The organism is Psychrobacter sp. DWR1-2-3 (assembly GCF_049896465.1).
In the GTDB taxonomy this organism is placed as follows: Bacteria; Pseudomonadota; Gammaproteobacteria; order Pseudomonadales; family Moraxellaceae; genus Psychrobacter; species Psychrobacter maritimus.
Genome location: NZ_JAFCUJ010000002.1, coordinates 218,198 through 240,362 on the forward strand (window position 1 = coordinate 218,198; position 22,165 = coordinate 240,362).

Consider the following 22,165-nt stretch of genomic DNA (forward strand, 5'->3'; position numbering starts at 1 on the left):
AAATTCATTTTAGATAAGTAGGATAGTAAATAAGCATGAGTGATATTCAAGACCCGCTAATTGTATTGCAGCATCGTATGCAGCAGCGCCAGATTTTAGCGATGATGGGTATCAATCAGTGGGTGCAGCCAAGCTCTGAAACCATGAATATTGCCGATATTTCTGCGCCTACTCTGCCTGAGCAGACTACCGCTAACTCAACTTTATCTAATGCCAGCACTCCATCTAATGCTACAGCTTCTTTTACAACGAGCACTGAACAGCCAAGCATTGCATCTTCTAATATTGAATCCCCAAATATTAATGCCATATCAGATATGGTAGATGATGAGTCTAATCATTCTTATGATGACGCTAATGAGACAGGTTTAAGCCAATCTGACCAACAAAGCCCCGTTACCTATAGTTTTGACTCGACTGCCCCTGATATCTCTAAGCCCGCCGTTACCTCACTTGTAAATACTGTCGTTCAGCAAACTGCGATTGATAATGTAAATAACGCTTCAAGCTTTGAAGATAGCAGTTTTAAAGAGAATAACTTTAAAGACGATAGCTTTAAAAAGGTAGTACCATTTGATTTACAAGGTGGTCGCTATGGCGATTGGGTAATTTTGGTTGATATTCAAGCCCTTAATCATGACAGCCAAAAACTGTGGCAAAATATCACCCAAGCGCTATCCATCAGTTGTGAGACAACCTCATTTCCTATTTGTGAAGGTATGGATACCGCTGAGCTTGCCAATGCCAGCCTTGCAGGATATATCTTTAAGATTGGTCGTAGCGAAGAGATAAAAGTTGCCGCATTGACTGCTTTGCCTGACGGCCTTGAGCATCCGAACCTTTCTACTGTGCCCACGCTCGATGACATGCTTGCTGATAGTAGCCTTAAACGTCAGCTTTGGGAGCAGTTATCTAGTTAAATTTAAATGCTAATAATTAAAGCTTGACCATTAAATTCGCATAATTAAAAAACACGGTTATTAAATACACTGTTAAAAATAAATATAGAGATAAAACTTAAGGGGTTTTAAAGCGACAGTTTTATAGATGAGCTGCTAAAACTGCCGCTTTAGAACTTATATAACCACGATGATTTCATCATATTTAGGATAATGATTATGACCACTAAAGCCGCTCCTAACCGTGTACCCAACTTTTCAGCGGGACCTGCCACCATACCGACCGCCGTTTTATCACGCGCTCAAGAAGAGTTGCTTGATTGGCAGGGACGCGGTATGTCGGTTATGGAAGTGAGTCACCGTAGTAAAGAATACATCGCGATTACCGAAAAAGCGGAAGCCAAATTGCGCTCGCTCATGGACATTCCAGATAACTATAAAGTGCTGTTTTTGCAAGGCGGTGCCAGCTTACAGTTTTCAGCGATTCCATTAAACCTGTTAAATGGTGGCCGCGCAGACTATCTAACGACAGGTACTTGGTCTGGTAAAGCGGTTAAAGAAGCACAGCGCTATGCCAAACTGGGTTTGGGCGAGGTTAATGTAGTGGCAACGGGTAAAGACAGTAATTTTACCGACGTGCCAGCCCAAAGCGATTGGAACCTAAGCGAAGTTGCGGCGTATTTCCACTACTGCGCCAATGAAACCATTCATGGTGTACAAATATTTGAGCCGCCACAAGTCGATGCGCCGATTATCGCCGATATGTCTTCTTGCATTTTGTCACAGCCTATTGACGTCTCTAAATTTGGCATGATTTACGCGGGTGCGCAAAAAAATATCGGGCCAGCAGGATTAATCATTGTCATTATTCGTGAAGATTTATTGGGGCAAGCAAGTGAATGGTGTCCATTGCTGATGAACTATGAACATCAGGCTGAAAAAGAGTCAATGTCAAACACGCCAGCGACGTATTCTTGGTATTTAGCAGGGTTGGTATTTGATTGGTTAGAGGAGCAGGGTGGCGTTGCTGCTATCGGTGAAATCAACCAACAAAAAGCTGATTTGCTGTATAAAACAATTGATGATAGCAGCTTTTATAGCAATCCAGTTGACCCCAAATATCGCTCTATCATGAACGTGCCGTTTACGTTAGCAGACAGCAGCCTTGACAAAGTATTCTTAGAAGAGTCAGCGGCAGCAGGTTTGATGAATCTAAAAGGTCACCGCGATGTCGGCGGTATGCGTGCCAGTATTTATAATGCAGTGTCGCTAGATTGGGTACAGCAATTGGTTGACTTTATGATCGCCTTTGAAAAAAAGCACGCTTAAGTTAGCACGGGTTTTAAAACAAAAGACGCAACTTTATGAGCTGCGTCTTTTTTTATGCGTATTAGTGTTTTTTAAGCTGCATAATCCGTCATGTAGCAACCTTAACGCTGCAAAATATTAGGTTAAAAAACCTAAGTTTGTTATGATAAAATTTTGCAGCACTTACGATACGTCAGATACATCACATTTTTCTCAGCTTTTATTTCATAAGCAGTCAGTAGCTTTCAGTCACTGGTTAAATGCTCAATATATTCATTCGGTCTGGCGAAGGGGTTTGTTATAACTTTATGATGTTAAAAAATACCATGCTAAAAGCCGTCTTGCTCGCCATTACTATCAGCTGGATACCTGCTAGTATCGCGGCGCCAATCACTACGACTGCGCTTGGGCATAATAGTACCACTGAATATATTGACGTGCCGTTCATGCCTTATGCCAATCCCAATGCGCCCAAGGGTGGCACATTATCGCTTGAGGCACGCGGCACCTTTAATGCGGCCAATAAATGGATGACCACAGGTGTGGCGATGGTTGGTACGGACTATCTGTATGATACCTTGATGACGGGCTCACTCAATGAAGCCTTTACCATGTATCCGCAGCTGGCAAATAAAGTCACGTATGATCCCGATGACACCAGTTGGATTATTTACCATGTTAATCCTGCCGCGCGCTTTTGGGATGGGACAGCGGTGACCAGTCACGATGTTAAAGCCACCTATGATGCGATACTGACTAAAGGCCCAATGTATATCCGCAGCTATTTGGGCGATATTAAAGACATTGAGATTATCGATAAGCAGCGCGTCAAGTTTGTTTTTAAGTCTGATGAAAATAAAGAGATTTTATTAACGGTTGGGCAATTCCCTATTTTTGCTAAGTCATCGATTGATACAGATTTTGAGAAAATAACCTTGACGCCGCTCATGGGCAGTGGTCCTTATAAACTCGGCCGCGTCGATGCGGGGCGCGCGGTCAGCTATGTGCGTGATCCCAATTATTGGGGCCGTGATTTGATGGTCAATCGCGGTCGTTATAACTTTGATATGATTAAGTTTGTCTATTATCAAAGTGATGAGATTGCTTTTGAGGGTTTTAAATCTGGGCAATATCGCTTCCGCCCGGAAAACAAAGCCTCTAATTGGGCAACAGGTTACAATTTCCCAGCCGTCAAAGCTGGTCTGATTAATAAAGAAACCATCAGCAGCGAAAACCCAGTACCGATGCAGGGTCTGGTGATGAATATGCGCAGGCCAATTTTTCAAGATATTCGCGTCCGCCAAGCATTGACGGCAGCTTATGATTTTGAGTGGATGAATAAAACCTTATTTCATGGGCAGTATGAGCGCTTACAAAGCTTCTTTCATGGCTCAGAGCTTGCTGCTACTGGTACGCCATCTGCGGCTGAGATGCAGGTATTAAGCCCATTGCTAGCCAAGCTTGAACCGATTCAGCGACAAGCGGTATTAACGGAATGGCGATTGCCAACCAGTGATGGTAGCGGCTTTAATCGTAAAGCCTTACTAGAGGCGCGCCAGCTGTTGCTAGATGCTGGCTTTTATTACAAAGATATGCAGTTATATCAGCCAAATGGCAAGCTTGCTCAGATTGAAATTTTGATGACAGGCGAGACCATGGGGCGTGTCTTGCTACCTTATATCCGTAATTTAAAGCGTTTGGGGTTTGATGCGACCTTACGCCAAGTCGATGGGCCGCAATATTACGAGCGTATGCGCCTTTTTGACTATGATATGGTGGTCGACGTCTTTGCACAGAGCTTATCACCTGGTGCTGAGCAAGCGGCGTTTTGGGGCAGTGCCGCCGCTGATGAAGCGGGTAACGCCAATACCATTGGTATTAGAAATATAGTGATAGATGAGGTCACAACCGCACTTGCAAATGCTGAGAGCCGTGATGAGATTGTTTTATATACCAAGGTGCTCGATCGCTTGCTACGGGCAGGTCATTATTTAGTGCCTTTATACGGCAAGTCTGCCACCAATGTTGCCTACTGGAATCAATATCGTCATACTGAAAAACTGCCGACCAACGCCGTCGCTATCGATTATTGGTGGACAGATAAAGAAGCAGAAGCACGTGTTAATCAATATTTGAAGCAATAGTCTAAAACAATGGCTCTAAAAGATAGTTTAAAACAATAATTTAAGTTAATAAATGCAATGACGCTGCATAACGTTTTATTTGGTTTGAAAGTTTAATAAAAGACATTCTTAATAAAGATAATCACTGCTAAGGACTTCATATGAGTATTCGTATTCACCCGATTAAAGCATTTAATGACAATTATATCTGGACATTAATTAATGAGAATAATAAGCAGGCGATTGTCATTGATCCGGGTCAAGCTGAGCCAGTGATTGCTTATTTAGAGGAGCATGAGCTTGAGCTGACGTCTATCTGGACCACGCATCATCACCATGATCATATCGGCGGTGTTGCCGAGCTACAAGAGTCTTATCCGATGACCCATCTGGTTGCGCATACAGAACACAACGTCGATGAAGACCAGACCATTAAAGACGGCAGTACGGTCAGTGCTTGGGGCTGCGCCGCGCAAGTATGGGATGTCTCAGGTCATACAGCAAGCCACGTGGCGTATATTTTGGATATAGATGGGCAGAAGCATTGTTTTTGCGGTGATACTTTATTTAGTGCCGGTTGTGGTCGCGTCTTTACCGGTACGATTGAGCAATTGCATGAGAGCTTTAAGCGTTTAAATGGCTTGCCAGCTGAGACGCTGCTGTATCCAGCACACGAATATACGGCCAGTAATCTACGCTTTGGCTTATCTATTGAACCGGCTAATGAAGCGATGCAGCAAGCGCTTGCGCAAGCAGAAGAAAAAACCGCCCAAGGTGTCCCGACGCTGCCCGTTACTTTAGAGCATGAGCGCGCAATCAATGTGTTTTTGCGCACGCAAGAGCCAAGTGTGATTGCAGGGGTGAAGTCTGAAGTCACTATTGATGATGATAAGTCTTTAACTATATTTGCAGCATTACGTGAGCTAAAAAATAACTTCTAAATGCTAAGTTGTCATATCTCTTTATTTTAGGAAGCCGCCATTATGGGTCGTTATATCTTAAAAAGGTTATTACTGATATTACCGACGCTATTTTTGATATTGCTGGCAAACTTTGTCATTGTACAAGCGGCGCCGGGCGGTCCTGTTGAGCAGCAACTGGCGCTTATTGAGCAAAGCGCAAAGGACAATGCGCTCGGCGGTAATCTTGGTGCGGGCAGTGCCGGTAATACTAGTACTTACCAAGGTACACGCGGTCTATCGGAGGAGATGGTAGCGGCCATCAATGCGCAATACGGCTTTGATAAATCCGCGCCTGAGCGCTTTTGGCTAATGCTAAAAAATTATGCCCAGCTGGATTTTGGTGAGTCGTTTTTTAAAGGTCAGACTGTGACTGACCTCATTATAGAGAAGCTGCCCGTCTCCATCTCACTCGGGCTTTGGAGCACGTTGCTGATTTATATGATAGCGATTCCACTGGGTGTTTATAAAGCCATGCATCATGGCTCGGGGATTGATAAAGCCACGGCGATGCTGCTTGCTATCGGCCATGCGATTCCCGTTTTTGTATTTGCCGTCATACTATTGGTGTTTTTCGCTGGTGGCAGCTACTGGAATATTTTCCCATTGCAAGGATTAACCTCTGAGAATTTCGATCAATTAAGCACGCTTGGTAAAGTGAAAGATTACTTTTGGCATCTGGCGCTACCGCTCCTAGCAAGTACCGTTGGCGGTTTTGCCGGCTTAACCTATTTGACCAAGTTTAGCTTTTTAGAAGAGCTTGGTAAGCAATACGTGCTCACCGCTCGCGCAAAAGGCTTGGGTGAGCGTCAAGTTCTATATGGTCATGTGTTTCGTAATGCCATGCTGATTATTATTGCTGGTATTCCAGCGGCCATCGTTGGGGTTTTCTTTGCTGGCAATTTTTTGATTGAGATTATCTTTAAACTTGATGGTTTGGGGCTGTTAGGTTTTGAAGCCATCCAACAGCGCGATTATCCGGTGATATTCGGTACGCTGTTTATTTTTACCTTGGTAGGACTGTTATTACAGTTAATCAGTGATTTAAGTTATCACTTAATTGATCCCCGTATCGATTTTGAGGGGCGCTAATGTCAAGTCATCCATTATCTTCAACGCCCTCAACTGCATCTTCTATTCCTATAGAAAAAAAACGCCGCCTAAATCCTATCTGGCAGGCACGCCTAAACCGTTTTCGTCATAATCGCCTTGGTGTCATATCGCTGTTTATTTTTGCGCTGATATTCGTCATTTGTATGGCAGCCAATGTCATTGCTAATGACAAACCGCTACTGGTGCAGTATCAAGACAATTATTATTTCCCCGTACTAAAAGCCTATCCTGAAACGACTTTTGGTGGGGTGTTTGAGACCGAAACCAACTATAAAGACCCTGCGGTGCAAACGCTGATTGATGAGCAGGGCTTTTATATTATGCCGCCCATTCCATTTGCCGATCAGACGCCAAACGTTGAGTTAGGTATTCCGTATCCGGCCGCGCCGAATAGCCAGAACTGGCTTGGTACTGATGACTTAGGTCGCGATGTGCTGGCACGGATACTTTATGGGTTGCGGGTATCGTTATTGTTTGGACTGGCACTGACGCTCGCGGGCGCTTTGATTGGTATTATCGTCGGTGCGATACAAGGTTATTACGGTGGCTGGGTAGATTTAGCCGGGCAGCGCTTTATGGAAGTATGGGGCGGTATGCCGCAGCTGTTTATGATTATTATTTTGGTGAGCTTATTTAGCCCTAGTATCTTTATGCTGTTTGCAATGATGTTATTATTCGGCTGGATGGGGTTAGTCGGTTTGGTACGGGCGGAGTTTTTACGTGCGCGTAACTTTGATTATGTCCGTGCTGCTCGTAACCTTGGGGTGTCAGACAGTCAAATCATGCTCAGGCATATCTTACCCAACGCCTTAGCTTCAAGCTTGTCACAGCTGCCGTTCATTTTAACGGCTAATATTATTGCGTTAACAGCGCTAGATTTCTTAGGTTATGGTTTACCGCCTGGTTCACCGTCGCTCGGTGAGTTGATGGTACAAGGGAAAAACAACCTTGATGCCCCATGGCTTGCGCTATCAGGGTTCTTTAGCTTAACCTTTATCTTATCATTGCTAATCTTCGTTGGCGAAGCGCTACGTGATGCCTTTGATCCGAGGCGCTCGTGATATGACAACTGAGAATATGATAACCGCTAATATGACAACTGCTACTAAGCAAAAAAATCGTTTAAATGACAATCATAGCAATGCCCAAAGCAAGCTCATGCTGATAGTGGATAAGCTTAGTATTGCCAACACTCTTGGCGTGCCTTTAGTCGATAAGCTATCGTATGAGCTGCGGCAAGGACAAACACTTGCCATAGTTGGTGAGTCGGGCTCTGGTAAGTCGATTGCCAGTCTTGCGCTATTGGGTTTGCTACCGGACAGTTTGACCGTTACTGGCGATGTACAATTAGCAGATGTAACAGGAATGGTGACATTACCGGTAGCTAATAATAAGGCACGTAATGCGGCGCTGCGCTCTATTCGTGGTCAGCATATCGGTATGGTGTTTCAAGAGCCGATGACGGCGCTTAATCCACTACATACAGTCGGCAAACAAATTGCTGAATCATTGCATCTCAGCGGCGTAGCCAAAAAGCAATGGCGCGAAAAAAGTATCGCCTTGTTAAATGATGTCAATATCAACGACCCTGCTGATAAGCTAAATCGCTATCCGCATGAATTATCGGGCGGTCAACGTCAGCGAGTCATGATTGCCATGGCATTGGCGCAGCAACCTGATATTTTAATCGCTGATGAACCGACTACTGCGCTTGATGTAACCTTGCAACATGAGATTCTTGAGCTGTTAGATAACCTTAAGCGTCAGCATAATATGGCAATGATATTAATCAGCCATGATCTCAATCTGGTCAGGCGCTATAGCGATGAAGTCATCGTCATGCGCCAAGGACACACTATTGAGCAAGGGCAAACAGCAGCAGTATTTGGCCAGCCTAAAGCGGAATATACCCGCTCGCTTATCAAGCAAGATTTCGGGCAAGCACTCAGTTTATTGGATGATGAAAGTCAGTTACCAACTGTATTGCAAGTCAGTAATTTACAAGTGCAGTTTCCTATTGAAAAAAATCTATTTGGCGGTACCAAACGCTGGTTTGATGCGGTAAAAGATGTCGATATGACCCTACAGAAAGGGCAGGCACTCGGTATCGTTGGTGAGTCAGGTTCTGGGAAAACCACGATTGCCCTTGCGCTAAGCCAATTACTCAGCAATCAAGCGCGTGTCAGTGGTCAGATAATGGTCAATGGACAAGATATTACAGCATTGTCCAAACGTGATTTGCGCACCTTCCGTTCGCAAATTCAAATGGTATTTCAAGATCCCTTTGCCAGTATTAACCCTCGCATGACGGTCATGCAAATCGTCGCAGAAGGGCTGTTAGTACAAGGTGTCAATAAAGCAGAACGTCAACAAGCGGTGATGGATAGTTTGGTGACTGTGCATCTACCAGCTGATTTTGCGCAGCGTTATCCGCATGAGCTATCAGGTGGACAGCGTCAGCGCGTGGCGCTTGCCCGTGCACTCATTATGCGACCAAGTCTGTTGATATTGGATGAGCCGACGTCCGCGCTTGATAGCACCACGCAAGTCACTGTGGTCAGCTTGCTACGTGAGATTCAAGAAAAATTGCAAGTCAGCTATGTGTTTATCAGCCACGATTTAAAAGTAGTCCGTGCCTTATGTCAGCATATGATGGTGATAAAAGATGGTGTGTGTATTGAGTCGGGTCGTAGCGAAGATGTGTTTAATAATCCCCAGCACCCGTATGCGCAGCAATTATTGCAGGCGAGTTTGTTATAACAATAAACGCTATCAATTATTATAAGTAAAAATCATGAGAAAATTATGCTTGATGCTTTTATCTAGCGCTCTATTACTTATTGGCTGTTCGGAGAATTCAACCGTAGCTGAAACACAAGACAAATATGCCATTGGCGATCTTGGTGGCGTTTCTGTAAATCTACCTAGAGAATTTGTCGAATTGATTGAATATGATGGGGATCCTAGTTGGGGAGAGAAGATCGTGGGCAAAAAGCCTGAACGAACCTATCAATCTAAAATCAATAGTCTTGGCTTTGATATTCGCTATACCGATAAAACTCTACTAGATGGTCCTTTTGGTAAGCTAGCAGACATATATCATCAAGAAAAAAAGCTACCAGAAAATCCGTGGGTCTCAGTCGGTATCAATTCAGGTGATCGCTATTATGGTTCCAAAGGTATCGATCGCATGGGTAAAGGTAAGATTAATCCTACCTACGAGGTTACCCCTAGACATCGATATGAAAAATTGCCTGAAAAACAGTATGGTTTAGAAGTCTACTCCCCGCCAGGTATAGACCCAAAGACCAACAAACCATGGCGTGAAGATAGATTTGCAGAGGATGTTTTTATAAAGCGAGATGGTAACGGTACGATAGTGACTTATATAAGGTGTACTAATCGACAGGTTATACGTCCTCCTTGTACTCAGTATTTTGACTTAGAACCTGCTATGCAGCTAGATGTCTATGCCAGTTATTCACGGTGGAACTTAGCGGACTGGCAACGCATTCAACAAGTCGCTACTGAGGCTATTTTAAGTTTTCGTAAAGAAAAAAGTTGATAGCTGATTTTCGTTGTATAAGTAAAGATGCGACGCTAAATAACCAGAACATAGCAGTTCATAATAATCATGACATCCTAAAAATGGCGGTGGTACAATAAGTTTAAACAGTAGTTTAGAGTAGCTAGGCACTGACACAGCACTTTTATTTTAAAAGTATTCTTATTTTGACAGCGGTGATGAATCACTGCTTTAAGTTGTCGCTATTGCTAGTATTAGCATCATTAAAAAGGATTTTTATACCCATGAAAAAACAAAATACTATTTCTAAATTGGTAAACAGTACGGGCTTACAACACGCCGGTTATTTGGCGGTTGCCAAGACGCGTGCTAAAGTGCTAAAAGCCTTTGCGTACGTTGTACCTATCAGAAGACCTATGTTATTCGTCGGTGAGACCTCTTGTGAGGATCTGTGCGACATGCTCATCAATGAAGGCAATACCAACGTTTTTATCGTTACTGACGCGGTATTAAACAAACTTGGTATCCCTGCGAAAGTCACTGACTACCTAGATAGCAAAAACATCAGCTATAAAGTCTACGATGGCATTACCCCAGATCCTACTTTTAAAGTCGTCGAAGAAGGACTACGTAAGTCTGTCGACGCTAAGTGCGACTCAATTATTGCTATTGGTGGTGGTTCGGTCATTGATGCTGCTAAAATGATTGCCATGTCACAAGGCAATAACTGCAAGCCAAAACAGCTTATCGGTATCTTGAAAGCTAGAAAGCCTTCGGTTCCGCTTTATTGTATTCCGACCACCGCTGGCACGGGCTCAGAAGCTACTTTGGGTGCGGTAGTATCAGATGATAAAACTCATCAAAAAGCCTTATCTATCGACCCAAGAATGGTGCCATTAGCCGCGGCTATTGATCCAGTTATTATGAAAGGCATGCCGGCGCATATCACAGCCGATACAGGTATCGATGTCTTAACGCATGCCTTAGAAGCTTGGATGAGTGCCAATGCCAGCGTCGAGACCGACTACTATGCGGCGTCTGCAGTTAAATCTGTGATGCAAAACTTACCCCTAGTTTATAAAGATGGCGGCAATCTTAAAGCCCGTGAAGAGATGGGTATTGCCGCTCATTACGGCGGTATCGCCTTTAATAAAGCTGGTCTTGGCTACGTCCATGCCATCGCTCACCAGTTAGGAGCGCATTATAGTATTCCTCATGGTCGCGCCAATGCCATCGTGCTGCCGTATGTGCTTGACGTCAATCGTAAAGGCAGCAAGAAAAGACTGGCAGAGTTGGCTCGTAAAACCGGTATGGTAAAATCGGGTCAAGCTAACAAGAGCGATAGCGACATTGCCGATCATCTCATCGCGCAAGTACGCGAATTGATTGCTACCTTAAATATCGATCCAACCGTTAAAGGCATGCAAAGCAGTGATTTTGATAACATTGCCAAAGCCGCGGCTAAAGAAGTCAGCGATACTTATGCGGTACCGACTTATCTGTCTGCAGCTGAAATCAAGGCTATTTTAACTAAGATTCAGCAAGCCAGTGATGAGCACGCAAGTCGTGACTCAAAAAGTGACTCAAAAAATGATAAGGTGGCTTAATAGCTCTCATTAACAATCTCTAATTAACAACCTTTATAAATAAAAAAGAGCATATTGCTAATATGGCAATATGCTCTTTTTTTTGACTTTTATTTCTGTTGCTGGTTTTTATCTTGATTGATATTTAAAAAGCAGGTTTCCGCTTTGGCACCGCATCTAAAAATTCATTACGTGCTTGATTGTCGTATACGTATTCGCCCAGCATCGCTGTACTGCGCGTGGTTGAATGCTGTTTATTCACGCCGCGCATCATCATGCACATGTGCGCTGCATCCATGACTACTGCCACACCGCGGCAACCCGTCACATCCATAATCGTTTGTGCCACTTGTTCGCTTAAATTCTCTTGAATTTGCAAACGACGGGCAAACATATCGACGATACGAGCGAATTTTGACAGCCCTAATACGTGACCATTCGGCAAGTAGCCGATGTGCGCGACGCCATGAAACGGCAACATATGATGCTCACATAATGAATAAAATTCAATGTTTTGCACCAAGACCAATTCACGATTGGTCGATGGGAATACCGCGCCATTGACGACTTCATCCAAGCTTTGATGATAACCCTTAGTCAAATGCGCAAACGCTTTTGCTGCACGCGTTGGGGTGTCTTGCAAGCCGGGACGCTCTAAGTTTTCGCCAGTTGAGGTGATTAGCTGACGATAAGATTCGACACTTTCTTGAAAATCTGATGCTAGTGTTGGGGTATTGCTCATAAGTTTGGCAGCCATCCAAAATGTGGGTGTAGCTTAACGCTAAATCCTTGGTTACAAACAACGGTTGTAACGGATTTTTATAAAAATTGTGCAAGCTGGGAGGGCTGTGATTATACTTGAAATCCACTCAACTTCATACTGCTGTGGTCAGTAGATAATCGTTTTATCCATATTAGATGGTACTATTAAAAGAGAAGGGTGTTCATACAGTGTAAGTAAATACAGTATACGAGTGTTTACTTAAATTAATTCGTGTATAATAAGTCATCTTTTAACTTGTGCTTTTACTCGCTATTTGTGAGCGAGCTATTAAAAATAATCTATCATTTCAATCGATTTACAGGGAAATATTATGCTACTACAAGGACAACGCTTTGTCATCACTGGCATCGCAAGCAAGCTTTCTATCGCTTGGGCAATCGCTGAAGCCCTACATCGTGAAGGCGCATCGTTAATTCTCACTTATCCAAACGATAAAATTAAAAAACGGGTCGATATGGCCGCAGAAGCCTTTGAAGCTGACTTGGTACTTGAGTGTGATGTGGCATCGGATGAGTCGATTGCGGCATGTTTTGAGCAAGTGACCGCGCATTGGGGCGATGGTATTGATGGCGTGGTACACGCGATTGGCTTTGCACCGATGGATCAATTGGATGGTGATTTTGTCAATGCCACCACTCGTGAAGGCAGCCAAATTGCCCATGATATCTCAAGCTATAGCTTTGTAGCATTGGCCAAAGAAGCGCGTGCTTTGTTGGCCATGCGCCATGGTTCTATGCTGACCTTGACTTATGAAGGTAGTATTTCAGTATTGCCAAATTACAACGTTATGGGCATGGCAAAGGCCAGTTTAGAGGCCAGCGTTCGCTACCTTGCCACTTCGATGGGCGGTGAAGGTATCCGTGTGAACGCCATTTCTGCTGGCCCTATCCGTACCCTTGCGGCAAGCGGCATCAAATCGTTCCGTAAAATGCTTGATATCAGTGAAAAAATCGCTCCGCTACAGCGTAATATTACTCAGACTGAAGTCGGTAATGCGGCGCTTTTCTTGTTATCACCTTGGGCATCTGGTATCACCGGTGAGATTATGTTTGTGGACGCAGGTTTTAATACCGTTGCCATCAGTGAGCAATTAATGATGCTTGATGAGACAAAATAATTGTTTTAATTAAGGGTAATATGAGTTAAGACTTAAGGAAGGCAGCCAATTGGCTGTCTTTTTTGGTTATAATAGGGGCTTTTTGGTAATAAGCCATAAAGCGACGAATATGATAACCAAATTACCAGGATGGATATTGTGGGGCGGCGCTGTGCTGGCATTCAGTGCAGGCTGCGTCAATACAGCCGCATTAATGGGCTTTACTAATTTATCTGTCTCGCATGTGACGGGTAACGTTAGCTTATTTTCAGCCGCGATTGCCCATTTAGACGGCCGCAGTATTTTATATATCGGTGCGCTACTGCTGTCTTTTTTGGCAGGGGCGATATTGAGCGGCTATGTGATTGGTCAACGGTCATTAAAATTAGGTCGGCGTTACGGCACGGCGCTTTATATTGAAGCGGCGTTGTTATTAATGAGCTACTGGTTATATCAGCAGCATGATTATTTAGGGCAGTTGGCGGCGGCAATGGCATGCGGGTTGCAGAATGCGATGGTCGCCACTTATAGCGGGGCTGTTATTCGCACCACGCATTTGACCGGTCTAACCTCTGATATGGGCGCTGCAATCGGCAATTGGTTGGCTGGTCGTCGTATCAGTAAGCCGACACTGGGCTTTCAGGCAATTATTTGGTACAGCTTTAGCGGTGGCGGAGCGGTCGGGGCATTTTTATATGCCAAAGTCGGCTATGGGGCGTTATTTGTCCCTATCACCATTGTTTTGTGCGCGGCATTTATTTATAACTATGTGTCAGATCGTCTGCCAGAAAAAAGACAGCCAAGACGCAAAAAGCACCCATCTACTTGATGGGCGCTTTTATTTTAATGTTATTACTTACATAAGATTAATTATTAGATAAATTATTTCTCGTCTTCTTCATGATTTTCATGTTCATGCAAACCTTGCATCATATCCAGTGCAGAGTCATCAGTGCGCTGTTGGTCTTTTTTGGCCAAGCCATCTTGGTTGATGTCTTTTGGTGCCATTTTAGTGGTCGAGTCGGTTTTATTTGAGTCTGTCATAAAGTACTCCTAATTATTTTTATCAACTTCCAATAAAAAACGTTATAAGAATTTAATAAGTAACGTTTATTGGTGTTTGGTTTTATAGCGACTTATTTAGTATGGGATAGCAGCATGTGCTTGTACATATACAGTGTACGCTTGTTTAGTGACGATGTGTAACGGCACCTCACACGGGTTAATGCTTGATAAGGCTAATTAACTATAAGGGTTTAAAAGGACTTCAGCTAACAGAAAAATTTATCTTGGCAACGTATTGTTTAAGGTGCATTCATTTTAGTTTATTAAAAATCACAATGCATTGAAGTCAGTTTTTTAGCTTTGATATGACCATATCTATTGCAAATTTAATAACCGCTTTGTTACATCAGTTTTTTGTTATATATCTGTTATGATGTCGGCGTCTTTTTAGTGGTTGCCGATGAATGAATGGCAAATCGCTAAAATGCATCTTTATTTTAGCGTCTTTTTACACCGTCTTTGGGAAAATAAGGACATTTTATGTCAGAGCAAAAACTAGATAGCCATCTTCCGGATGATGGCAACGAGTACTTATTTACCGATACCTTTCCAAAAGGTACCGGTAAAGGACTGATAGTGGTCGCCATTGCGGCGGTTATCAGTATGATTATTTATAATGTGTTGCCGTACGATATAAGTGCCAATAAAGGCCTCGCGATGTTGTTCTTTATCGGCGTGTTATGGTTGACGGAAGCGGTGCATGTGACCATTACAGCGATATTGGTCGTTGTCATAGGGGCACTTATTGGTTTGCCTGACTTCGATGCTGCAATCGGTTTACAGAGCTTTGCCAACCCAATCATTTATTTGTTCTTTGGTGGTTTTGCTTTAGCGGCAGCGTTGCACGTACAGCAGTTAGATAGAAAGATTGCGCTCAAGATTCTATCAATGTCAGGCGGCAATCTTAGAAACGCGGTATTCTTAATATTTGGCGTGACTGCGTTTTTATCGATGTGGATATCGAACACGGCTACTGCAGCGATGATGCTGCCATTAGCACTGGGTATTCTAACGCAGGTTGATCGCGAAAAAGACCGTGGTACCTTTGTATTCGTACTATTAGGTATTGCTTATTCTGCCAGCCTTGGTGGTTTGGGTACGATTGTTGGTTCACCGCCAAACGCTATTGCGGCAAAGGCGCTCAACATTGCCTTTGTGGACTGGATGAAGTTTGGTATTCCAATGATGTTAGTGCTGTTGCCATTATTGCTTGGTGCGATGTATTTATTTCTCAAGCCCAATCTTAATCGTCAGGTAACACTGAACGAAGATGAGCCTATTGCATGGAATAAGCCACGTGTGCTGACGATTATTGTCTTTATCGTCACCGCATTGAGCTGGATATTCTCTAAACAAATCGGTGCAGCACTGAATGTCGAGGATATTGACTCCATTGTCGCGCTATTAGCGGCATCAGCAGTGGTTAGCTTGGGTTTGGTGTCATGGAAGCAAGTGTCTGACAATACTGACTGGGGCGTACTCATGCTATTCGGTGGTGGTATTGCACTTTCAACCGTTCTAAAAGTCTCAGGAGCATCTTTGGTTCTTGGTCAAACCGTTGCCAATGGACTATCAGCTGCACCGCTTATCGTAGTCGTACTTGCAGTCTCGGCATTTATTATTTTCTTAACAGAGTTTGCCTCTAATACCGCATCTGCGGCCTTGTTAGTGCCTGTCTTTGCTGCTATTGCTGAGCAAATGGGTCTGCCACCTGCAGTATTAGTAATGATTATCGGTATCGGTGCTTCTTGTGCCTTTATGCTCCCTGTTGCGACTCCGCCAAACGCCATTGTCTTTGGTACGGGTCTGATTAAGCAAACAGAGATGATACGTGTGGGTGTCATACTCAATATCATTGCTACCTTTGTCGTCGGACTGTGGGCTTATTTCTTCTTAATATAACCTCGCAATCAAGTTCATCATAACTCCTAAAACCCGATGTTTAAGCGCTTAAACATTGGGTTTTTTTATTTCTTTTTATTTGCAATGACTATATAACTAGAGCGTGTTATCGTTTTAAAGTGAGGACATGCTCTAACCATAAGTTTTATATACCTAATAAGGACTACATAACATGCTAACACTGTTTATGGTGCAACTTGGTGGTCGCCCCAAAGGTCGTTTGATTGAGCAGCACGATATATTTTTTGGCGTGGCCAATGAAGTCAGCGAGTTGATAGACGATATCAATCAGCATTGGCCTGAAGTCAGAAATAAATGGCATATTGATTCGTACCGAGCGATTAGCAAAGTCGATAATTATAGTGTCCAATTGGTTGAGTCAAGCAATCAAGTAGAGAGTGCTAACGGTTTAAAATTGTTTTTTATCAATTTAGGTGGCTATCAGCAGGGCAGTTTTGAGGAATTTCATTACAAACTGCTTATTGTTGCTGCTACTCAAGCGGACGCCATTAAGCAAGCAAAGCAGAGCAAGTTTTATAAAGCGTTCACTTATAAAGATAAAGACTCAACTTTCAACGCCGCCTCGCATATCGATGATAAGTTTGAGGTAGATATCGATAATATTTATAACGTCAATGACCTTATCTCAAATGTTCGGCTATTAATTGAGCCTATGGCTAATGATAGTCATGAGCTTGTGAATGCTGATGATAAAGAATACGTTGGTTATCTGAGTATCAAGAATTTAAGGAAGTTAGCATAATATGGCTTTAAATATGTATTTTAAAAACGGCATCATTCGCAAAACGCGTTGCCAGATACCTGATGAGTTATTGACCACGCTTTATCAGGTTCATAATAATGCCAATTTTCCGCAATTGACGTGGTTAATTGATAATCTTTATGAAAATCCGCAGATTCAGCCTGACGTCGCTAAGTCATTAGCTGATGAGGTGGTTGCGTTTGAGAGATTAATACTTTCGTTGCACCTGCCTTTTCCTATGGTGCCATTGCAAAAGCTCCATACCTTCTTTACGGGAGCTGCGACTAATCGACAGCTCATTTATACCAGTAACGCTTAATTTTACTCTTTTGGCCGTTTTTATTAGTTTTAGGGCGTGCTTGATGGCTTAACCATGGGCATGAAAAGAGCTATTACATTATCAATGCCATCAAAGCTAGGGATCTCAAAACTGATAAAAGATTTCAATGTGTCAACCAAGCACTATAACCATCTTGAATCATGCCCAAATTACCCCCATAATCTAACCACTTCCAAATAATAAATAGCCTAAGTGAATATGCCCAATACTTCTAAGAATGTCTCAGAAATGCCTACTGAAAACACCGCCAATGAACTAAGCTCCAATGAACGAAACACCAGTGCCTTTAGCTCCAATCAGTCAAGTAATGAATCAAGTAAAGTTGCAAACTTAGATAATGATGACTCAAATATCACGGCAAACAGTGATAGTACGTCTTCGCAAGCTAAGGTTGCTGCTGATTTACCCGTGCTGGCAAAAGATAGCTATTTTCTTAGCCGCTTAGAGGGTGAGCTGGCGCGGGCTGCTGTGGCTAACAATAAGAGAGACAAGAAGGATGCTGATAATAAAGCAGAAGACGGGCTAGCCAAAAAACGTGCCCAATATGACAAGATAAAAACCCGCTCACAGCAAGCGGTGCAGGCACGTATGGATAGTATTCCAAACAAATTGGCTGAAAAGCTGAATCTTGATTTGCCTGTAAGCCAACGTGCTGACGATTTAATCCAAGCTATTATTGATAACCAAGTGATTATTGTCGCAGGCGAGACGGGCTCTGGTAAGACGACGCAATTACCAAAACTGGCCATGCTGGCAGGTCGTGGTATCACGGGGCAAATAGGGCATACACAACCAAGACGACTGGCTGCTAGAAGTGTGGCAAACCGTATCGCTGAAGAATTGGGCGAGCAGCTCGGTAATACGGTCAGCTTTAAGATTCGCTTTAATGAACAAGGCACAGCGCAATCTGTCGTGAAGCTCATGACTGATGGTATCTTACTGGCTGAATTGGGGCATGACCGGTTTTTAAGTAAGTACGACACCATTATTATTGATGAGGCGCATGAGCGTAGCTTAAACATTGACTTTATTATGGGTTACCTGAAAAAACTGCTGCCTAAGCGCCCTGATTTAAAAGTCATTATTACCTCTGCAACCCTCGATACTAAGCGTTTTAGCGAATACTTTAGTCGTTATGATAATAAGCTTAAGCGTAACGTGCCTGCGCCGATTTTTAATGTTGAGGGTCGTAGTTTTCCCGTAGAAGTTCGTTATCGCCCGTTGACTGATGAGCCAGTGAATAGCTCGGATGATGACAGCTATGATGATTTTGAAGAAAATCTGCCACGTGCGGTCGTTGCCGCAGTCGAGGAATGTTTTAGCGATGCGCAAGATAAAGGTCATGCCGATCAAGCAGATATTTTAATATTTGCGGCAACTGAAGCTGAAATTCGTGAGCTCCAAGAGGTGCTTGAGCGTCATGGGCCAAAACATACCGAAGTGCTGCCACTATTTGCACGGCAGACTTACGAAGAGCAGCAGCGTATCTTTCAGCCCTCAGGTCGCGGTCGGCGTATCGTTATAGCCACCAACGTTGCCGAGACGGCGTTGACCGTACCCGGCATTCGCTATGTGATTGACTTAGGATTTGCGCGGATTTCGCGTTATTCGTATCGCTCACGCGTACAGCGTTTACCGATCGAAGCCATCTCACAAGCAGCAGCCAATCAGCGTAAGGGTCGTTGTGGCCGTGTTGCGCCGGGTGTTTGTATCCGTCTATATAGCGAAGAGGACTTTACCGGCCGTCCAGAATTTACCGAACCTGAAATTTTACGGACCAATCTTGCATCCGTTATTTTACAGATGGCCAATCTGCGCTTAGGTAGTGTTGATGATTTTGCCTTTATTGAGCCACCTGATAGCCGCTTAGTTACTGATGGGCATAAGCTGCTCGATGAGCTTGGCGCGATTACCTCTAAAAATGAAGCCTCTTCTGCTAAGCAAACCAACAAGCCCAAAAAAGGTCTTGATCATCTGGTTCTGACAGCGACTGGGCAAAAAATGGCACGTATGCCAATCGACCCAAGGCTGGCACGTATGTTGGTTGCTGGTTCTGACTTTGATTGTATCCGTGAAATGCTCATTGTCGTTGCGGCGCTTGCCGTACAAGATCCACGCGAGCGCCCAGTAAATAAGCGCCAGCAAGCCGATCAAAAGCACGCAGAATTTCGCCAAGATGACTCCGACTTTCTATTTTATTTAAGTCTGTGGAAAGCACTGTTTGAAAAAGACGAAGACGGCAATAAGCTGTCTGGTAATCAGCGTAAGAATTTTACCAAGAAAAACTATCTGAGCTTCCCGCGTGTCCGTGAATGGAACCAAACCCATCACCAGCTGGTACAAATGGTGACCGAGCTTAAGCTGACGGATGTTAAGGATACAAAAACTGCTGATAAAGGTAGTAATAAAAATGCTTCGTTAGAGAATGTTACGAGCGACCCTACTGCGATTGAAGATGAAGAACTCAAAGCCGTTAAATATGCCAATTTACATCGCGCATTGTTAACAGGTTTGTTATCTACGATTGCGCATAAAACTGAAAATCGCGGTGAGTATCTTGCTGCGCGCCAGCAAAAAGCCAAAATCTTCCCAGCCAGTACGGTGTTTAAACAAGTACCGCCTTGGGTCATGGCTTTTGAAGTGGTTGAAACCTCTCAAGTGTTTATGCGCACCGTTGCCAAAATTGAGCCGGAATGGATTATCTCGGCGGCAGGTGACTTATTAAAATATCACTACTTTGAGCCGCATTGGTCGAAGAAGACGGGGCGTGTCAAAGCCTATGCGCAAATTAGTTTATTTGGTCTCATTATTATCAGTAAGCAGCTGACCAACTATGAGCAAGTCAACTTAGCTGAGTCGCGGGAAATTTTTATCCGTGATGGTTTGGTGACTGGTAATTTAGGTCGGCAAGCGCCATTTTTACAGCATAATATGGATAAAATCGCTGATATTGAACGCATCGAAGATAAATTGCGTCGCCGTGATTTATTGGTTGATGAAGAAGCGCTATATCAGTTTTATGATAAAAAAATCCCCGAACATATTGCCAGCCGCAAAGCGTTTGAGGATTGGCGTGCCGAGGTAGAGAAAAATGATGCTAAGCATTTATTCTTTACCGATGATGACGTGCTTAATAGCCAAGCGCCAACGACAGGCGATTTCCCAGAAGTGTGGAAGTTGGGTGATTTAAAATTACCGCTACGCTATGTCTTTGATCCGTCAAGCGATGATGATGGCGTGACCATTCGTGTGCCACTGGTGGCGCTACCACAGCTCGATGCGATTGAGCTATTGTGGGGCGTGCCCGGTTGGCGCTATGAGCTGGTATTACAATTGCTCAAGTCATTGCCGAAAGACATTCGCCGTCAAATTGTACCGATTCCTGACACCGCCGATAGCTTGTTTGATGAATTGCAGCCCGCTGGTGGTCAAGGACTGCTTAAGCAGCTTTGCCAAGCCCTAAATCGTCGCGGCATTATGTCGGTGACACCAGATAGCTTTAACCCTGCTAGTATTGATCGCTATTTGCAGCCGCAAATCTGCGTTGTTGATGACAAAAACCGCATTATCGAAAAAGGTCGTGACCTGCAAACGCTGCAAATTCGCCATGCTAGTGAAACCCGCCAAGCGGTGCACGAGCAGCAAGGCACGCACACCGAATTCCCTGGGCATTTTGCCTTTAGCAAAAACCATCATAGCGCAGGCGTGGTGATGAAGCAGTTTGCTGCCTTGGTCGCAGACGCGTCAGGTGAAGCGGTATCGATTCATCAATATACCGATGTCAATGCGGCGTTGCAGGCGCACCGTATCGGGGTTTTAACTTTAATTAAAGGTAAGCTTGGCGCTAAGAAAAAACAGCTGACCAGTCAAATCGATAAGATATTCAAATTGGCCTTTGCGCCACTTGGGGATATGGAGAAGCTAAAAACCATCGTTATCGATGCGGCATTGGATGCGGCGCTTGAAGAGCATTATGTGTTATTTGATCATAGTGCTGATTTACCTGAAAGTGCCGATGATACTGCTGTAGCCCTTGCTGAAGAATTGCCTTTCACGCCAGAAGAGTATGAAAAAACCTTGGAAGTAGTGGCAGGCAACTTCCTATTAACCGGTCAAAACGTGATAAAAACGCTTAAAAATGTCTATACCCGTTGGCAGCGTATCCGTCAGAGTTTACTCATGCTTGATAGAGAAATATTTGGCGAGTCTATCGAAGATATCGAAGATCAGCTAGAGGACTTGCAATTGGCTGACTTTGTTTATCGCATGGATTATAGCCATTGGCAGCAGTATCCACGCTATCTGGAGGCGCTGGAGATTCGTATCGAACGCCTTGAGCATAATATTGAATCTGACCTTGAAGGTGTCTACGCCCTTGATGTGCACATGGAGCGGCTGGCAAATCGTGCCAACGATAAAGCCATTAGCGAGTACCGTTGGATGGTTGAGGAATATCGCATTCAGCTCTTCGCGCAACCGATGAAAACCCGCATGGCGGTATCACCGAAGCGTCTAAGCAAGATATGGGATAAGATGAGTTAAGATGGGATTTTATCTTATAGTATGTAGGGTGCGCCTAGCGCACCATTTTCCTGAGATGCATTTCTTATTGGTGCGCTAGGCGCACCCTACGTAAACTTTTTTAATTGCATTCCAATTGATTAGATCTATATCCATTTTTATTAGTTCCATTTGTTTTGT

Annotated in this window: 17 protein-coding genes; 15 read left to right on the top strand and 2 right to left on the bottom strand. The window is 43.8% G+C overall.

Annotated features, from left to right (window positions below):
• Positions 1 to 35: 35 nt before the first annotated feature.
• The 9 genes from ACP7AA_RS04160 to ACP7AA_RS04200 all read left to right on the top strand — a co-directional run bounded on the left by ACP7AA_RS04160 (position 36) and on the right by ACP7AA_RS04200 (position 11,535).
• Positions 36 to 920 (top strand): hypothetical protein, encoded by an 885-nt coding sequence (locus ACP7AA_RS04160; protein ID WP_281491561.1) that lies wholly within the window; start codon positions 36 to 38, stop codon positions 918 to 920.
• 198 nt (positions 921 to 1,118) lie between these two features.
• The gene (serC, locus tag ACP7AA_RS04165; RefSeq protein ID WP_426222746.1) at positions 1,119 to 2,228 is read left to right on the top strand and encodes a 3-phosphoserine/phosphohydroxythreonine transaminase; all 1,110 of its coding nucleotides are present in this window, start codon (positions 1,119 to 1,121) and stop codon (positions 2,226 to 2,228) included.
• Between the two features lie 290 nt (positions 2,229 to 2,518).
• Positions 2,519 to 4,351 (top strand): extracellular solute-binding protein, encoded by a 1,833-nt coding sequence (locus ACP7AA_RS04170; protein ID WP_298906958.1) that lies wholly within the window; start codon positions 2,519 to 2,521, stop codon positions 4,349 to 4,351.
• A 140-nt stretch (positions 4,352 to 4,491) separates the two neighbouring features.
• Positions 4,492 to 5,271 carry a hydroxyacylglutathione hydrolase gene (gene gloB, locus ACP7AA_RS04175; protein WP_191689931.1) on the top strand — a complete coding sequence of 260 codons (780 nt, stop codon included), beginning with the start codon at positions 4,492 to 4,494 and terminating at the stop codon, positions 5,269 to 5,271.
• 42 nt (positions 5,272 to 5,313) lie between these two features.
• Positions 5,314 to 6,381: a microcin C ABC transporter permease YejB gene (yejB, locus tag ACP7AA_RS04180; RefSeq protein WP_426222747.1), complete on the top strand. Its 1,068-nt coding sequence runs from the start codon at positions 5,314 to 5,316 to the stop codon at positions 6,379 to 6,381.
• A complete protein-coding gene (locus ACP7AA_RS04185; RefSeq protein ID WP_426222748.1) occupies positions 6,381 to 7,463 on the top strand; it encodes an ABC transporter permease in 1,083 nt (360 codons plus the stop codon). The genes yejB and ACP7AA_RS04185 overlap by 1 nt, the downstream gene beginning before the upstream one ends.
• A 16-nt stretch (positions 7,464 to 7,479) precedes the next feature.
• The gene (locus ACP7AA_RS04190) at positions 7,480 to 9,162 is read left to right on the top strand and encodes an ABC transporter ATP-binding protein (protein ID WP_426222972.1); all 1,683 of its coding nucleotides are present in this window, start codon (positions 7,480 to 7,482) and stop codon (positions 9,160 to 9,162) included.
• Between the two features lie 34 nt (positions 9,163 to 9,196).
• On the top strand, positions 9,197 to 9,967 hold the full coding sequence (locus ACP7AA_RS04195; protein ID WP_426222749.1) for a hypothetical protein: 771 nt from the start codon (positions 9,197 to 9,199) through the stop codon (positions 9,965 to 9,967).
• Positions 9,968 to 10,212: 245 nt separating this feature from the next.
• Positions 10,213 to 11,535 (top strand): iron-containing alcohol dehydrogenase, encoded by a 1,323-nt coding sequence (locus tag ACP7AA_RS04200; RefSeq protein WP_281491555.1) that lies wholly within the window; start codon positions 10,213 to 10,215, stop codon positions 11,533 to 11,535.
• Between the two features lie 124 nt (positions 11,536 to 11,659).
• Here the strand turns inward: ACP7AA_RS04200 and folE are convergent, their stop codons facing one another.
• On the bottom strand, positions 11,660 to 12,256 hold the full coding sequence (gene folE / locus ACP7AA_RS04205; protein WP_281491554.1) for a GTP cyclohydrolase I FolE: 597 nt from the start codon (positions 12,254 to 12,256) through the stop codon (positions 11,660 to 11,662).
• 352 nt (positions 12,257 to 12,608) lie between these two features.
• Between folE and ACP7AA_RS04210 the strand changes: the two genes are divergently transcribed.
• Positions 12,609 to 13,415 carry an enoyl-ACP reductase FabI gene (locus ACP7AA_RS04210; RefSeq protein WP_271133343.1) on the top strand — a complete coding sequence of 269 codons (807 nt, stop codon included), beginning with the start codon at positions 12,609 to 12,611 and terminating at the stop codon, positions 13,413 to 13,415.
• Between the two features lie 109 nt (positions 13,416 to 13,524).
• Entirely contained in the window at positions 13,525 to 14,223 is a 699-nt protein-coding gene (locus ACP7AA_RS04215; protein ID WP_201620356.1) for a YoaK family protein, read from the top strand.
• Between the two features lie 53 nt (positions 14,224 to 14,276).
• On the opposite strand, the gene ACP7AA_RS04220 is transcribed toward ACP7AA_RS04215, so the two are convergent.
• Positions 14,277 to 14,438, bottom strand: coding sequence for a hypothetical protein (locus ACP7AA_RS04220; protein ID WP_201564991.1), 162 nt, complete (start codon positions 14,436 to 14,438; stop codon positions 14,277 to 14,279).
• Between the two features lie 501 nt (positions 14,439 to 14,939).
• On the opposite strand from ACP7AA_RS04220, the gene ACP7AA_RS04225 reads away from it, so the two are divergent.
• From ACP7AA_RS04225 to hrpA, 4 genes are all read left to right on the top strand, one after another.
• Complete coding sequence (locus ACP7AA_RS04225; RefSeq protein WP_426222750.1) at positions 14,940 to 16,361, top strand: SLC13 family permease; 1,422 nt, start codon at positions 14,940 to 14,942, stop codon at positions 16,359 to 16,361.
• A 172-nt stretch (positions 16,362 to 16,533) separates the two neighbouring features.
• Positions 16,534 to 17,124, top strand: a complete 591-nt coding sequence (locus ACP7AA_RS04230; RefSeq protein WP_426222751.1) for a DUF1543 domain-containing protein — start codon at positions 16,534 to 16,536, stop codon at positions 17,122 to 17,124.
• Position 17,125: 1 nt separating this feature from the next.
• The gene (locus ACP7AA_RS04235; protein ID WP_201620296.1) at positions 17,126 to 17,443 is read left to right on the top strand and encodes a hypothetical protein; all 318 of its coding nucleotides are present in this window, start codon (positions 17,126 to 17,128) and stop codon (positions 17,441 to 17,443) included.
• A gap of 219 nt (positions 17,444 to 17,662) precedes the next feature.
• Entirely contained in the window at positions 17,663 to 22,006 is a 4,344-nt protein-coding gene (hrpA, locus tag ACP7AA_RS04240) for an ATP-dependent RNA helicase HrpA (protein ID WP_426222752.1), read from the top strand.
• The last annotated feature ends 159 nt before the right edge of the window (positions 22,007 to 22,165 follow it).